This is a genomic window from Klebsiella sp. GL120222-02, from assembly GCF_003097195.1.
In the GTDB taxonomy this organism is placed as follows: Bacteria; Pseudomonadota; Gammaproteobacteria; order Enterobacterales; family Enterobacteriaceae; genus Klebsiella; species Klebsiella variicola.
The window spans coordinates 279,776-295,630 of sequence record NZ_QEQO01000003.1 but is presented as its reverse complement, the minus strand read 5'-3'; the positions used below and the strand labels follow the sequence as shown (position 1 = coordinate 295,630).

Here is a 15,855-nt window from a genome sequence, read left to right as displayed (position 1 = left end):
CAACGTATCACGGACTGATGGACATAAAAGGCTGCACGCTGTGCAGCGCAAGTTTGTTAATGATGAGGTTCGTGAATGCCCCGCAGTTTATGGTTCAAGGTTTTTGTTGTGCTGGCCGCCCTCTGGGCGCCGTTTAGTCAGGCCGACACCGGATGGCAGCCGATTCAGGAGACGATCCGCAAAAGCGAAAAAGATACGCGTCAGTATCAGGCGATCCGCCTTGATAACGACATGGTCGTGCTGCTGGTTTCCGATCCGCAGGCGGTGAAATCGCTGTCGGCGCTGGTGGTGCCGGTGGGATCCCTGCAGGATCCGGCCGATCATCAGGGGCTGGCGCATTTTCTGGAACATATGACGCTGATGGGGTCGCAAAAATATCCCCAGCCTGACAGCCTTGCAGAGTTTCTTAAACTGCACGGCGGCAGCCATAACGCCAGCACCGCGCCTTACCGCACCGCGTTTTATCTCGAAGTGGAAAATGATGCGCTGGACGGGGCCGTAGACCGCCTGGCCGACGCCATCGCCGCGCCGCTGCTGGATAAAAAATATGCCGACCGCGAACGTAACGCGGTCAACGCCGAGCTGACGATGGCCCGGACGCGAGACGGGATGCGCATGGCCCAGGTCAGCGCGGAGACCATCAACCCGGCCCACCCGGCGGCCCACTTCTCCGGTGGTAACCTCGAGACGCTCAGCGATAAGCCCGGCAGCCCGGTACTTGATGCGCTGCACACCTTCCGCGATAGCTGGTACTCCGCCAACCTGATGAAAGCGGTGATCTACAGCAACAAGCCGTTGCCGGCGCTGGCGCGGATGGCTGCTGACACCTTTGGCCGCGTGCCGAATCGTCAGATCAGCAGGCCGGAAATTACCGTCCCGGTGGTAACGGATGCGCAAAAAGGCATCATTATTCACTATGTGCCGGCGATGCCGCGCAAAGTGCTGCGCGTCGAGTTTCGCATCGACAACAACAGCGATCGCTTCCGCAGCAAGACCGATGAGCTGGTCACCTATCTCATCGGCAACCGCAGCCCGGGCACGCTCTCCGACTGGCTGCAAAAGCAGGGGCTGGCGGAAGGTATCCGCGCCGATTCCGATCCGGTGGTAAACGGCAACAGCGGCGTACTGGCGATCTCTGCCACCCTCACCGATAAAGGCCTGGCGCACCGCGACGAAGTGACGGCGGCCATTTTCAGCTACCTTGACCTCCTGCGTACCCAGGGCATCGACAAACGGTACTTCGACGAACTGGCGCATGTGCTGGCGCTGGATTTCCGCTATCCGTCGATCAACCGCGACATGGACTACGTGGAATGGCTGGCGGATACCATGATCCGGGTGCCGGTCGAGCATGCGCTGGACGTGGTGAATATTGCCGACCAGTACGACCCGCAGGCGATCAAAGACCGGCTGGCGATGATGACCCCACAGAACGCCCGTATCTGGTATATCAGCCCCCAGGAGCCGCATAACAAGACGGCCTATTTTGTCGATGCGCCGTATCAGGTGGATAAGATTAGCGAGCAGACGTTCGCTGACTGGCAGCAAAAATCGCAGGCCATCCAGCTGCAGCTGCCGGTGCTCAACCCCTATATTCCGGATGATTTCACCCTCATCAAAAGCGATAAAGCCTGGCCGCATCCGCAGCTGATCCTTGATGAACCGACGCTGCGGGTGGTGTATGCCCCGAGCCAGTATTTTGCCAGCGAGCCGAAGGCGGATATCTCCCTGGTGCTGCGTAATCCCCAGGCGATGGACAGCGCTCGCCGGCAGGTGATGTTTGCCCTCAACGATTATCTCGCCGGCATCGCCCTCGATCAGCTCAGTAACCAGGCGGCGGTCGGCGGCATTTCGTTCTCCACCGGCGCTAATAACGGATTAATGGTTAATGCCAACGGCTATACCCAGCACCTTCCGGCACTGTTCAGCGATCTGTTGCAGGGATACTTCAGCTATACGCCGACCGAGGAGCAGCTGGAGCAGGCCAAATCCTGGTATGCGCAGATGATGGACTCCGCCGAGAAAGGCAAAGCCTACGATCAGGCGATAATGCCGATCCAGATGGTCTCCCAGGTGCCGTACTTCCAGCGCGAAGTGCGCCGGGCGCTGCTGCCCTCCATCACCCTTAAAGAGGTGCTCGACTACCGCGCCAACCTGAAAACCAAGGGGCGTCCTGAACTGATGGTGATCGGCAATATGACCTCCGATGCCGCCACGACGCTGGCCCGCCAGATCCAGCAGCAGCTGGGCGCCGACGGCAACGAATGGTGCCGTAATAAAGACGTGGTGGTGAACCGGCAGCAGCTGGCGATCTTCAACAAAGCGGGCAACAGCACCGACTCCGCGCTGGCCGCGGTGTTCGCGCCGCCCAACGTGGATGAGTTCAGCAGCACCGCCGCCAGCACCCTGCTGGGGCAGATTATTCAGCCGTGGTTCTACAACCAGCTGCGTACCGAAGAGCAGCTCGGCTATGCGGTCTTTGCCTTCCCGATGAACGTGGGGCGCCAGTGGGGCATGGGCTTCCTGCTGCAGAGTAGCGATAAGCAGCCGGCCTTCCTCTGGCAGCGGTTCCAGGCCTTCTTTCCCACCGCGGAGGCGAAGCTGCGGGCGATGAAGCCGGAAGAGTTTGCTCAGCTCCAGCAGGCGGTGATAAGCCAGATGCTGCAGGCGCCGCAGACGCTGGGCGATGAAGCCTCGAAACTGAGCAAAGATTTCGATCGCGGTAATATGCGTTTTGATTCACGTGATAAAGTAGTGGCTCAGATTAAACTGCTGACGCCGCAAAAACTTGCCGACTTCTTCCATCAGACGGTGGTGGATCCGCAGGGCATGACGATATTGTCCCAGATTTCCGGTAGCCAGAATGGCAAAGCGGACTATGCCCAGCCGAAAGGCGGCAAAGTGTGGGAAAACGTCAGCGCATTGCAGCAATCCTTACCCCTGATGCGAGAGAATGAATGACCGACACCGCTGAGTCTTTGGATCCCCTGCGCTTGCCCCTGAGGGGCGAGCGCCTGATAGAAGCCTCTGCGGGCACCGGAAAAACCTTTACCATCGCCGCGCTGTATCTGCGGCTGCTGCTGGGGCTGGGCGGCGAGTCCGCCTATTCCCGCGCTATCAGCGTTGAAGAGCTGCTGGTGGTGACCTTTACCGAGGCGGCGACCGAAGAGCTGCGCGGGCGTATCCGCAGCAACATCCACGAACTGCGCATCGCCTGCCTGCGCGGCGAATCCGACAATCCGCTCTACAGCGCGCTGCTGGCGGAGATCGTTGATAAAGACGACGCCGCGAAGACGCTGCTGCTGGCTGAACGGCAGATGGACGAGGCGGCGGTATTCACCATCCACGGCTTTTGCCAACGGATGCTGAGCCTTAACGCCTTCGAGTCGGGCATGCTGTTCGAGCAGCAGCTGATCGAGGATGAATCCCGCCTGCGCTATCAGGCCTGCGCTGACTTCTGGCGCCGCCACTGCTATCCGCTGACCCGCGATATCGCGGCGGTGATCCACGACGTCTGGAAAGGGCCGCGCGATCTGCTGAAGTCTCTTGACCGCTGGCTGCAGGGCGAAGCGCCGCAGCTTAAGTCGCCGCCGGCCCCCGACGAGACGCTGGCCGAACGCCATCAGCAGATCATCGCCCGCATTGACTCGCTCAAGCAGCAGTGGCGCGAGCAGGTGGGCGAGATCGAAGGCGTGCTGGAAAATTCCGGGCTCGACCGGCGGAAATACAATCGTGGCAACCAGGGCAAATGGCTTGAGAAAGTGAACGCCTGGGCGCAGGAAGAGACGTTAAGCTACCAGCTGCCCGACGCGCTGGAGAAATTTGCCCAGTCGTTTCTGCTCGAGCGCACCAAAGCCGGTGGCGAACCGCCGGTGCACCCGCTGTTTAGCGCCGTGGAGTCGCTGCTGGCCTCCTCGCTGACGCTCACCGATCTGGTGCTGGCGAGAGCGATGGTCGAGATCCGCGATGCGGTCGCCCGCGAAAAGCGCCGCCGCGGCGAGCTGGGGTTTGACGATATGCTCAGCCGGCTTGACGAGGCGCTGCGCGGCGACAGCGGCGAGGTGCTGGCCAGCGCCATTCGCCAGCGTTTTCCGGTGGCGATGATCGACGAATTTCAGGACACCGACCCCCAGCAGTACCGGATTTTTCGCCGCATCTGGCGCCAGCAGCCGGAGACGGCGCTGCTGCTGATCGGCGATCCGAAGCAGGCCATCTACGCCTTTCGCGGCGCCGATATCTTTACCTATATGAAAGCGCGCGGCGACGTTGCCGCGCACTACACCCTCGATACCAACTGGCGCTCCTCGCCGGGCATGGTGGGCAGCGTCAACCGGCTGTTCAGCCTCAGCGATAACCCCTTCATGTTCCGCGAGATCCCGTTTCTGCCGGTGAAGGCGGCGGCAAAGAATCAGGGGCTGCGCTTTACCGTTGACGCGGCGGACGTACCGGCGATGAACGTCTGGCTGATGCCCGGCGACACCGTCGGGTCTGGCGATTATCAAACGTTTATGGCGCAGCTCTGCGCCACGCAGATCCGCGACTGGCTGAGCGCCGGGCAGCAGGGGCGCGCGCTGCTGTGGCGCGGGGAAACCTCGCGCCCGGTGCAGGCCTCGGATATTACCGTGCTGGTGCGCAACCGGCTGGAGGCGGCGCAGGTGCGTGAAGCGCTGCAGACGCTGGGCATCCCCTCGGTCTACCTCTCCAACCGCGACAGCGTTTTTGAGACGCTGGAGGCCCAGGAGCTGCTCTGGCTGCTGCAGGCGGTGCTGGCCCCGGAGCGGGAAAATACCCTGCGCAGCGCGCTGGCGACCTCGATGTTTGGCCTGACCGCGCTGGATATTGAAAACCTGAACCAGGATGAGCAGGCGTGGGACGCGCTGGTGGAAGAGTTCAGCGAATACCGCCAGATCTGGCGTCAGCGCGGAGTGATGCCGATGCTGCGGGCGTTGATGACGGCCCGGCATATCGCCGAGAATCTGCTGGCGACCCGCGGCGGCGAGCGGCGCTTAACCGACATTCTGCATATCAGCGAACTGCTGCAGGAGGCGGCCAGCCAGCTGGAAAGCGAGCATGCCCTGGTGCGCTGGCTGGCGCAGCATATCGCCGAGCCGGACAGCAACGCCGCCAGCCAGCAGATGCGTCTCGAAAGCGATAAGCACCTCGTGCAAATTGTCACCATTCACAAGTCAAAAGGGCTGGAGTACCCCCTGGTCTGGCTGCCGTTTATCGCCCGGTTTCGTAAACAGGACCAGGCGTTCTACCACGATCGCGAGACGTTCGCGGCGGTACTGGATCTGGGCCAGGATGAGGCCAGTCTCGAGCTGGCGGAGGCGGAACGGCTGGCGGAAGATCTGCGCCTGCTATACGTCGCCCTGACCCGTGCGGTCTGGCACTGCAGCCTCGGCGTGGCGCCGCTAAGCAGCCGGAAATCCGGCAACAGCGATTTCCACCTCAGCGCGCTGGGGCGGCTGTTGCAGGCGGGCGAAGCCATGGACGCCGCCGGGCTGGCCGCGCGGCTGGCGGACTTCTGTCATGGCGATATTGCATTACAGAGACCGGGCGAGCTGGATCTGACCCCGTGGCAGGCGCCCGCGGCGACCATCCCCCCGCTGTCGGCGCGCGAGCTGCAGCGCCGCATCGCCGACGACTGGCGGGTGACCAGCTACTCCGGACTGCAACAGCATGGTTTCAGCGGCGGGCAGGATCTGCTGCCGCGTCTGGATGTCGATGCCGCCGGCGTCGGCGAAGTCGTGGAAGAGCCGCAGCTGACTCCGCACCAGTTTCCGCGCGGCGCCGCGCCGGGGACCTTCCTGCACAGCCTGTTTGAGGAGCTGGACTTCACCCAGCCGGTGCCGGACGGGTGGATGGCGGAGAAGCTGCAGCTGAGCGGGTTTGACGCGCAGTGGGCGCCGGTGCTGACCGACTGGCTGGGGGGCGTGCTGAAGACTCGCCTGCCGGGAGCGGATATTGCGCTCAATCAGCTTGCGGCGCGGGATAAACAGGTGGAGATGGCGTTTTATCTGCCTATCGCTCAGCTGCTGACGGCGGAGCGCCTTGACGCGCTTATCCGCCAGTACGATCCCCTCTCCGCCGACACGCCACCGCTGGATTTCCGCCAGGTGCGTGGCATGCTGAAGGGCTTTATCGATCTGGTCTTCCGCCACGAAGGCCGTTATTACCTGCTGGATTACAAATCCAACTGGCTGGGGGAAGACCGCGAGGCCTACACCCGGCCGGCAATGGAGCAGGCGATGCGTGCCCACCGCTACGATCTGCAGTATCAGTTGTACAGCCTGGCGCTGCACCGCTATCTGCGCCACCGGCTGGCCGATTATGACTATGACCGCCACTTCGGCGGCGTGATTTATCTTTTCCTGCGCGGCATGGACGGGCAGGAGGGAGGGCAGGGGATCTTCACCACCCGGCCGGTGAGACCGCTGATTGACGGTCTGGATCAGCTTTTTGCCGGAGAAACTCAGGAGGAGGCCTCATGACTTTCGAACAATTACTGCTGGCGGCGGTGGAGCAGCGTCTGCTGCGGCCGCTGGACGTCCAGTTTGCCCTGATGGTGGCGCAAAACGACCCGCCGGCGGTCATGCTGGCGGCGGCCTTGCTGAGCCGGGATGCTGGCGAGGGGCACGTTTGCCTGCCGCTGTCGCGGTTGAGCGGCGACGAGGCGCTGAGCGGAAAAGCGGGGGAGATCCGCGATCGGCTGCTGGCCGAAGCCGGCGCGCCGGAGGACTGGCCCGCGCTGCTGCTCGCTTCGTCGGCGGTGAGCTGCGGCGATGCTCCGGCGCCGATGATTTTGTGCGGCGACCGGCTCTATCTGAACCGGATGTGGCGCAACGAGCTGACCGTCGCCCGCTTCTTTAACGAAGCCAACCGGGTGCTGGAGATGGATGAGGCGCGGCTGGCGTCAACGCTAAATGCGCTGTTTCCCGCCACTGGCGAAACCGACTGGCAAAAAGTGGCCGCGGCGGTGGCGCTGACCCGCCGTATCTCGGTGATCTCCGGTGGTCCCGGGACCGGGAAAACCACCACCGTGGCGAAGCTTCTGGCGGCGCTGATCCAGATTGACGACAGTCCACGCTGTCGTATTCGCCTGGCGGCACCGACGGGGAAAGCGGCGGCGCGCCTGACCGAATCGCTGGGCGCGGCGCTGAGAAAGCTGCCGCTGACCGATGCGCAGAAAGCGTTAATTCCCTCCGAGGCCAGCACGCTGCATCGTCTGCTGGGCGCCCAGCCCGGCAGCCAGCGCATGCGCTATCACGCCGGCAACCCGCTGCATCTGGATGTGCTGGTCGTGGATGAAGCCTCGATGATTGACCTGCCGATGATGTCGCGGCTTATCGACGCGCTGCCGGCCCACGGGCGGGTGATTTTCCTCGGCGATCGCGACCAGCTGGCCTCCGTGGAAGCGGGGGCGGTGCTGGGGGATATCTGCGCCTGGGCGAGCTCGGGCTACACTGCCGCGCGGGCGCAGGAGCTGACCCGGCTGACCGGTTCGCCGGTGCCGGCGGGCGAGGGGGCTATCGCTGGCGCGCTGAGAGACAGCTTGTGCCTGCTGCAAAAGAGCTATCGCTTCGGCAGTCACTCCGGCATCGGGAGCCTGGCGCGGGCGGTGAATGCTGGCGCGCGCGCGGAGGTGAAGGCCACGCTGCGCCAGCCGTTTGACGATATCGCGCTTCATCCCCTCAGCACGACTGAAGAGTACGAGGCCATGCTCGGCGCGGCCCAGCAGGGCTATGAACGCTACCTGCAGCTGCGCCGCGAGCGGGCCGAACCGCAGGCCATGCTGGCCGCTTTCAGCGAATTCCAGCTGCTGTGCGCGCTGCGTGAAGGGCCGTACGGCGTGAGCGGCGTCAATGAGCGGCTGGAGCAGCGGCTCAACCGCCAGCGGGCGATCGCCCTGCCGCGCCACTCCCGCTGGTATGACGGCCGACCGATCATGATATCGCGCAACGACAGCGCGCTGGGGCTGTTTAACGGCGATATCGGCATAGCGCTGGAGCGCAACGGCGAGCTGCGGGTGTGGTTCCTGATGCCCGACGGCACCATCAAGTCGGTGCAACCGAGTCGCCTGCCGGAGCATGATACCGCCTGGGCGATGACCGTGCATAAATCGCAGGGCTCCGAGTTCGAACATGCGGCGCTGATCCTGCCGGCGCGCAGCGTCCCGCTGGTGACCCGCGAACTGGTCTACACGGCGATCACCCGTGCGAAACAGCGATTGTCACTCTATGCCGACGAGCAGGTGCTCTCCCAGGCCATTGTGACGCGCACCGAGCGGCGCAGCGGCCTGGCGGAGATTTTCGCCGGGCGCGAAGCCCCCTGAGAGGCCGCATCCGGGCGATGGGAAAATAATGCAGCCCGTTGCCCGGACTGGCAGAAAAATCAGTAGCTGAAGACCAGGGGGATGAGCCAGAGCACCGATATCGAGTTCATGGCGCAAAAATAGGCCCCATAGCGCATGGGGAGTGATGACGTTGAGAGATCGGCAATAACGATAACAACCAGTGAAATAATCAGGTTGGCTATCGACATGACGATAAACAGCAATACCCCCATCAGCCCGGCCGCCATGGCACCGGATGAGGGGCCTCCGCTACCCGCCATCATCGTTATCAGCAACAGTACCCAGGGATAGAGGGAGATGACCAGCACGATGTTTTTGATGTTTCTGATCACCCAGTTGGGCTGCCTTTTCTTAGTCATTATCTGTCCTTAGCGTAATGAATTATTTATCGTGCGTTTCGCCTGAATCATGATGACGGAGGGGCGCTTTAAGGTCATATGGCCAGCAGTCCGAGCCACAATAGTGATATCGAATTCATCGCGAAAAAGCGGACTGCCGCGCCGCTGGCCAGCGGTGGGGTGGAACAGCGGGCAACAAAAATCACCAGCGAGGAGATGAGAACATTCATGCCGGACGTCAGGGCCAGCAGGAATAATATCGCGATGGCGGCGCCGAGTGCGGCATAACCATGCTGATGATGGCGCTGGTTATCCCAGAGGAGCAGTATCATCAGCAACCACGGATAGAGGGTGACCGTGGCGGTAATGAGGTTGATATGTCTGACCAGCCAGTTCGGTTTGGTTTCCATTATTTCAGCGATCCTTGCAGGGCGGGTGGCGGCCGTGGCGCCAGTCGACGTCCTGTCGACAGCCAGTAGCATATCGGTGAGCCAGCGAGAAAGAAATGGTCTGCGCGGAAACCAGGAATTTAGCCCGCGTACCGCAGACGAGCGCTGGCGCGAAGCGTGGCGGGAGACCGGCCCAGGATAAAGCGATAAGCGTCGCGCTATCCCGGGCCGTTAGAAAGGGTGAAGAAGGGCTTAAGCGAGGTCGGCCATCAGCACCTTCGACCGGCGCTGATAGTTATACATCTGCTTTTTACTCTCCGGCAGCAGGTCGATATCCACCGGCGTGAAGCCGCGCTCCTGGAACCAGTGGATGCTGCGGGTGGTGAGCACGAACAGCTTGCTCAGTCCCATCTGTCTGGCCTGAGCGGCAATACGTTCCAGAAGCACCTCTCCCCGCGACGAGCTCCGGTAATCCGGATGCACCGCCACGCAGGCCATTTCGCCGATCTTCTCTTCCGGGAAAGGATAGAGGGCAGCGCAGGCGATAGTGGTGTTATCGCGCTGAATAATGGTGAATTTGTCGATCTCCATCTCCAGCTGCTCGCGGGAGCGGCGCACCAGGATGCCCTGCTGCTCAAGCGGGCTTATCAGCTCAAGAATACCGCCGATATCGTTGATGGTCGCCCGGCGGATCTGCTCCGCGCTCTCCATGACGATCTGGGTGCCGATGCCGTCGCGTGAGAACAGCTCCTGCAGCAGCGCGCCATTTTCCTGATAGCTGATCAGGTGGCAGCGCCGCACGCCGCTGCGGCAGGCCTTCACGGCCCCGCGCAGGAAGCGCACGGTGCCGGAGTTATAATCTTCGTCCGCTTCCAGCTCTTCGACGCGGGCCTGCGCTTCATTAGGGAACAGTTCGGAGACGATTTCTCCGGCCTGGTTGTAAACCCCTTGCGACGAACAGAAGCCGATCATTTTCTCCGCCTTCAGCTTGATGGCCAGCTGGGTGGCGATCTCTTCCGAAGTCAGGTTAAAGCTCTCGCCGGTGACCGACACCGCGACCGGCCCCATCAGGACAATGGCGCCGCTGTCGAGCTGACGATGAATCGCCTCTTCGTCAATGCGGCGAATGCGTCCGCTGTGGCAATAATCGACGCCGTCATCGACGCCCAGCGGCTGGGCGATGATAAAGTTGCCGCTGACAACGTTGATATGGGCCCCCTGCAGCGGGGTGTTGTTGAGGCTCATCGACAGGCGGGCGGTGATCTCCAGCTGCAGCATCCCCGCCGCCTGCTTAACCAGCTCAAGCGTTTTAGCGTCAGTCACTCGCGTCTGCTTGTGATAGACCGGCTCGTGGTGGTGCTCGGCGAGGTTAGCGTCAATCTGCGGGCGGGCGCCATAGACCACGACCAGGCGAATGCCCAGGCTATGCAATAATCCTATGTCATTGACAATATTTGAGAAATTTTCATGCTCAATGGCTTCGCCGCCCAGCATGATGACAAACGTTTTTCCCCGATGGGCATTAATATAGGGAACAGAATGGCGGAATCCTTCTACCAGTTCAGTGCGACGTTCCTTCACCATGACAAACCCTCAATGCATGATTATTCGTAATTATTGTATTTTTATTCTGTTTTGCTGTTAAACGCAAGTGCCAATTTTAGGCTAAGCCACGAAAAACATGTGACCCGGCGCAGGGTGTCAATGAATGTTTACCCTTTTATAGATGACAGGTTATATGCCTTTCGTTAAAGTTTCTGGTCAATCTGTTTGTTTTGGGTACAAATGCGTTTTTATTGCTTGGGAGTGGCATGTCGGGAAACAACTCTGGATTAAGCCGTCGCCGTCTGCTGCAGGGCGCGGGCGCCATGTGGTTAATGAGCGTGAGCCCTGTGGGGCTGGCTGCCGATGCGCGGGTGGTCGCTGTTCGCGTCTGGCCAGCATCGACCTACACGCGCGTCACGGTAGAATCGAATCATGTGCTGAAATACCGGCAGTTTGCCCTCAGTAACCCGGAGCGGGTGGTGGTGGATCTGGAAGGGGTTAACCTTAACTCTGTGCTGAAGGGCATGGGGGGGCAGATCCGCGATGACGACCCCTTTATTCAGTCCGCCCGCGTGGGCCAGTTTGATCCGCAAACCGTGCGCATGGTTTTTGAGCTCAAGCAGAACGTTAAGCCGCAGCTGTTTGCCCTCGCGCCGGTGGCCGGCTTTAAAGAGCGTCTGGTGATGGACCTCTACCCCGCCAACGCCACCGATGTTCAGGATCCGCTGCTGGCACTGCTCGAGGATTACAACAAAGGCGATCTGGAGCGTCAGGTGCCGCCGGCGCAAAGCGGACCGCAGCCGGGCAAAGCCGGGCGTGACCGGCCGATTGTCATTATGCTCGATCCCGGACACGGCGGCGAAGACTCCGGCGCCGTGGGGAAGTATCGCACCCGTGAGAAAGATGTGGTGCTGCAGATTGCCCGCCGCCTCCGGGCGCTGATCGACAAAGAAGGCAATATGAAGGCCTATATGACCCGCAACGAAGACGTGTTTATCCCGTTGAAGGTGCGTGTCGCCAAGGCGCAGAAGCAGCGCGCCGACCTGTTCGTGTCGATTCACGCCGACGCCTTTACCAGCCGCCAGCCCAGCGGTTCCTCAGTGTTTGCCCTCTCCACCAGGGGGGCCACCAGTACCGCGGCAAAATATCTCGCCCAGACGCAGAATGCCTCGGATCTGATCGGTGGGGTCAGCAAGAGCGGCGACCGCTATGTCGACCACACCATGTTCGATATGGTGCAGTCCCTGACCATCGCCGACAGCCTCAAATTTGGCAAGGCGGTGCTGGAGAAAATGGGCAATATCAATAACCTGCACAAGAATCGGGTAGAGCAGGCGGGCTTTGCGGTGCTGAAGGCGCCTGATATCCCCTCCATTCTGGTGGAGACGGCGTTTATCAGTAACGTGGAAGAAGAGCGGAAGCTGAAAACGGCCAAATTCCAGCAGGAGGTAGCCGAGTCGATCCTCGCCGGGATTAAAGCCTACTTCGCCGACGGCGCGACGCTGGCCCGTCGCGGATAACCACACAGGAAAGGGATATGGCCTTACTGAAAAGCGCCCATGGCGGTAACATCCGCGAGGCCGCCGCCCTGCTGGGTATTGCGCCCGGCGAGCTGCTGGATTTTAGCGCCAACATCAATCCGCTGGGGATGCCAGCTTCGCTCAGGCAGGCGATCGTCGACAACCCAGGCTGCGCCGAGCGCTACCCTGACGTTGAATATCAACAGCTGCATCAGGCGCTGGCTGCCCACCATCAGCTGCCGGCGGCGCATATCCTTGCCGGCAACGGCGAAACTGAATCGATCTTCACCCTCGTCCACGGCCTTAAGCCGCGGCGGGCGATGATCGTCATTCCTGGTTTCGCGGAGTACCGGCGGGCGCTGCAGACGGTGGACTGCGAGGTGGTGGAGTATGCCCTCAGGGAGTGCGATGGCTGGCAGCTGACTGACGCCATCCTCGATGCCCTGACTCCGGCGCTGGACTGCCTGTTTCTTTGCACCCCGAATAACCCCACCGGCCTGCTGCCGGAGCGGGGCCTGCTGGAAGCCATTGCGCAGCGCTGTCGGGCGCTGAACATCAGCCTGATCCTCGATGAGGCCTTCCTCGACTTTATCCCCGACCAGCCGGGGTTTATTCCTCTGCTGGCGCAGCACCCGCACGTCTGGGTTCTGCGTTCTCTCACCAAATTTTATGCCATTCCTGGGCTGCGTCTCGGCTATCTGCTCAACGCTGACGCCCAGGCAGTGGCCCGACTGCGCGAGCGACAAATGCCGTGGTCCATCAATGCCTATGCCGCCCTGGCCGGGGAAATTATTCTCCAGGACCGGGCGTATCAGCGGGCCACCTGGCAGTGGCTGCAGGAGGAGGGGGCGCGTTTCTATTCACGACTGAAAGAGATTACCGGGCTGACCGTGTGGCCCGGGCGTGCTAACTACCTGTTCTTGCGCTGCGACAGGCAAGGGCTTGACCTGCAATACGCCCTGTTGCGCCAGCATGTGCTGATCCGCAGCTGCGCCAACTACCCGGGGTTGGATAGCCGTTATTTCCGGGTGGCGATCCGTAGCGCCAGCGAAAACGACCAGCTGCTGGCGGCGCTGCGCCGGGCGCTGGCCTGAGGCCTACTGCAGGGTGACGCCCCCGGGCACCATCGCCAGCAGATGCTGCTGCGGCCAGTGGGCGGCGATGTCGCTCTCTGCCAGCCGCCATTGCAGAAATTCGACGTCATGACGACGGCGGTCCAGCAGCAGGCCGACGACGCTGCCGCTGTGCGCTACATTAAGGCCATACAATCCTGCGCTTTCCACCAGTTGCAGTAGCGCGTCAAACCCCGGTTTGGGCAACAGCTGCTGGCTGGCGATGGCGCTGATGGTCGCCGCTTCGCCCAGCAGCTGTGGGCTGCCGCAGTGGCAGGCCTGCTGCACTTTCTCCCACGCCAGCTGCAGTCGGGAGGCGTTAGCCAACAGACCCGCCTCGCGCGGCAGCTGGTGGTAGTCGGTGGTGCGCAGCGTCAGCGGGCTCTCCAGTACTAACAGGTCGAGCGCTGGCGGAGGGGGACAGGCGATTTGCGTGGCGGCGGTATTATGGTCGAACAGCGTCAGCTGGCGAAACAGGGTGCTGTCGGTAGGCTCCAGCGCGACGCACAGGCGCGCCAGCGTCGGCTCATCCAGTAGATGGCCCAGATGATGGGCGGTGGCGACGGCGGTGGCAGCGATATCGGCGGTGCTGCTGGCCATCCCTTTGGCCACCGGGATCGTTGAGTGCAGGGTGATGCGGATCTGCTGGCTCAGCGCTGGGGGGTAGCCCCAGTGGGCCAGCAACTGGTCGACCATCGCCCGTGACAGCGGCCGCTCATCTTTTCGCGGCACCCCGGTCTCGACCTCGACGGTGCTGTACCAGTCCACCGGGCAGGAGACCAGTTTCTCGCTGCCGAGGATCCAGCCCTGGATAAGTTCTCCGCACGAGGCGGGACATTGTGCAACAGCCACGTTTTCACCTTTCCGCTTACCTTCGCCATGGCGCATAGTGGCATGGCGACCCGCCGGTTACCATGATTCTCCGCAAGAGGAGGTACGTCGTTTAGGCCGACACCGCCAGCTCGCGCGCCTGCGGCAAGGCAAGACGCATGACGTCGCGGGCAATCATCAGCTCTTCATTGGTGTTGATCACCGCCACTTTGACCAGCGCATTATCCGCCTGAATAAAGGTCGCGCTCCGCTGGTTTTTCTCGTCGTCCAGTGCGAGGCCGAGAAAATGCAAATTGCGGCAGATCGTCGCCCGCGCCCGGGCGGAATGCTCGCCTATGCCGCCGGTAAAGATCAGCGCGTCCAGACCTCCCATCTGCATGATATAGCTGCCGATAGTTGCGCGAATGCGTTCGGCAAACAGCGACAGCGCCAGAGCCGCCCTTTCGTTGCCGGCGTCGGCTGCCTGTTCGACGTCGCGGTAATCAGAAGACACGCCGGAGACGCCCAGCAGCCCGGATTCATTATTCAGCAACTGGCTGAGCTGCAGGGCGGATTTCCCCTCTTTCTCCACCAGCCAGGGAAGAATCGACGGATCGATATCGCCGCTGCGGGTGCCCATCATCACCCCGGACTGGGGAGTAAAGCCCATTGAGGTATTCACCGACTGCCCGCCTTTGATGGCGCAGACGCTACAGCCATTGCCCAGGTGGCAGCTCACTACCCGCAGGGCGCTCAGCGGTACGCCCAGCTTTTCCGCCAGCGCGCTGCTGACATAGTGATGGCTGGTGCCGTGAAAACCGTAGCGGCGAATGCCCAGCTCGGCGTAATAGCGCCAGGGCAGGGGATAGAGCCAGGCCTCCGGCGCCAGGGTCTGGTGAAAGGCGGTATCAAAAACTGCCACCGCCGGTACCGCGGGTAACAGCTGGCGAAAAAGACGAATGCCCAGCGCATTGACCGGGTTATGCAACGGCGCCAGCTCCGCCAGGCGTTCGATCTCCCGCAGGGTGTCGTCGCAGACCAGCGCGGCGTCTTTGAAGCGTTCGCCGCCGTGGGCGACGCGGTGGCCAACGCCGTCTATTTCCTGCAGGCTGCTCAGGATCCCGCGGCCGGTCAGCGCCTCCAGCAGCAGGGTCACTGCCTCATGGTGATCGGCGATGGGCAGCGTCTCCTGCCATTTCTGCGTCGGCGTTTTCAGCGTGAAGCGGGCCTCGGGCAGGCCAATACGTTCGATCAGCCCCTGGCAGAGCAACGCTCCCTGCGGCATGTTAAGCAGCTGAAATTTCAGGGAGGAGCTGCCGGCGTTGATCGCCATGATTTTATAGGTCATTGATATTCCTCTACGTTCAGGCAGGCGAGCAGGTCATCAAGCCCGTCGCCGGTTAACGCGCTGGTGATAAAGATATGTTCGGCGCCTGCCGCCTCGAGCCATGCCCGGACCTGTTGCAGACGGGGCGGGGCGGCCAAATCGGCTTTGGTGATCACCCCGATGACCGGGCGGTTCATCGGAGCGGTAAACCCCGGAGAAAAGGGTGACCAGGGCGCATCGGCATTCAGTACCAGCGCGATGACATCGGCCTCGCAGGCGCTGGTGAGCAGCGCGCTGTACAGGCAGCGGTTTTCCAGATATTCCCCCGGGGTGTCGATGGCGGTCGGCGTCCAGACGATGGCCTGCGTTTTCTGATAACGCAGGGTTTCGCCATGCAATACCTGGGTCAGCGAGGTTTTGCCGCACTGGCTGGGTCCGATAAGCATCAGGCGTTTCAT

The 15,855-nt window shown here is 61.9% G+C and carries 11 protein-coding genes; 5 read left to right on the top strand and 6 right to left on the bottom strand.

Features of this window, described 5'->3' with window-relative positions:
* Positions 1 to 75 precede the first annotated feature (75 nt).
* The 3 genes from ptrA to recD are packed head-to-tail and all read left to right on the top strand — an operon-like array spanning position 76 to position 8,335.
* Positions 76 to 2,961, top strand: a complete 2,886-nt coding sequence (gene ptrA / locus N438_RS11355; protein ID WP_032733765.1) for a pitrilysin — start codon at positions 76 to 78, stop codon at positions 2,959 to 2,961.
* Positions 2,958 to 6,494: an exodeoxyribonuclease V subunit beta gene (recB, locus tag N438_RS11350; RefSeq protein ID WP_049008671.1), complete on the top strand. Its 3,537-nt coding sequence runs from the start codon at positions 2,958 to 2,960 to the stop codon at positions 6,492 to 6,494. Before ptrA ends, recB begins: the two co-directional genes overlap by 4 nt.
* The gene (gene recD, locus N438_RS11345) at positions 6,491 to 8,335 is read left to right on the top strand and encodes an exodeoxyribonuclease V subunit alpha (RefSeq protein WP_082227638.1); all 1,845 of its coding nucleotides are present in this window, start codon (positions 6,491 to 6,493) and stop codon (positions 8,333 to 8,335) included. The genes recB and recD overlap by 4 nt, the downstream gene beginning before the upstream one ends.
* 59 nt (positions 8,336 to 8,394) lie before the next feature.
* On the opposite strand, the gene N438_RS11340 is transcribed toward recD, so the two are convergent.
* From N438_RS11340 to argA, 3 genes are all read right to left on the bottom strand, one after another.
* A complete protein-coding gene (locus N438_RS11340) occupies positions 8,395 to 8,715 on the bottom strand; it encodes a hypothetical protein (protein ID WP_023340690.1) in 321 nt (106 codons plus the stop codon).
* Positions 8,716 to 8,789: 74 nt separating this feature from the next.
* Positions 8,790 to 9,104 (bottom strand): hypothetical protein, encoded by a 315-nt coding sequence (locus N438_RS11335; RefSeq protein ID WP_049153381.1) that lies wholly within the window; start codon positions 9,102 to 9,104, stop codon positions 8,790 to 8,792.
* Between the two features lie 231 nt (positions 9,105 to 9,335).
* Positions 9,336 to 10,667: an amino-acid N-acetyltransferase gene (gene argA / locus N438_RS11330; protein WP_004149616.1), complete on the bottom strand. Its 1,332-nt coding sequence runs from the start codon at positions 10,665 to 10,667 to the stop codon at positions 9,336 to 9,338.
* A gap of 227 nt (positions 10,668 to 10,894) precedes the next feature.
* Here argA and amiC point away from each other — a divergent pair, with 227 nt between their 5' ends.
* The gene (gene amiC / locus N438_RS11325) at positions 10,895 to 12,148 is read left to right on the top strand and encodes an N-acetylmuramoyl-L-alanine amidase AmiC (protein WP_008806319.1); all 1,254 of its coding nucleotides are present in this window, start codon (positions 10,895 to 10,897) and stop codon (positions 12,146 to 12,148) included.
* Between the two features lie 17 nt (positions 12,149 to 12,165).
* Positions 12,166 to 13,242, top strand: coding sequence for a threonine-phosphate decarboxylase CobD (gene cobD / locus N438_RS11320; RefSeq protein WP_032733763.1), 1,077 nt, complete (start codon positions 12,166 to 12,168; stop codon positions 13,240 to 13,242).
* Positions 13,243 to 13,245: 3 nt separating this feature from the next.
* Here cobD and N438_RS11315 read toward each other — a convergent pair whose 3' ends face one another.
* The 3 genes from N438_RS11315 to pduV form a co-directional block, all read right to left on the bottom strand.
* Positions 13,246 to 14,112, bottom strand: a complete 867-nt coding sequence (locus tag N438_RS11315) for an L-threonine kinase (RefSeq protein WP_032691454.1) — start codon at positions 14,110 to 14,112, stop codon at positions 13,246 to 13,248.
* A 91-nt stretch (positions 14,113 to 14,203) separates the two neighbouring features.
* Complete coding sequence (locus tag N438_RS11310) at positions 14,204 to 15,418, bottom strand: acetate/propionate family kinase (RefSeq protein ID WP_046621770.1); 1,215 nt, start codon at positions 15,416 to 15,418, stop codon at positions 14,204 to 14,206.
* The gene (pduV, locus tag N438_RS11305) at positions 15,415 to 15,855 is read right to left on the bottom strand and encodes a propanediol utilization protein PduV (protein ID WP_116696299.1); all 441 of its coding nucleotides are present in this window, start codon (positions 15,853 to 15,855) and stop codon (positions 15,415 to 15,417) included. The genes N438_RS11310 and pduV overlap by 4 nt, the downstream gene beginning before the upstream one ends.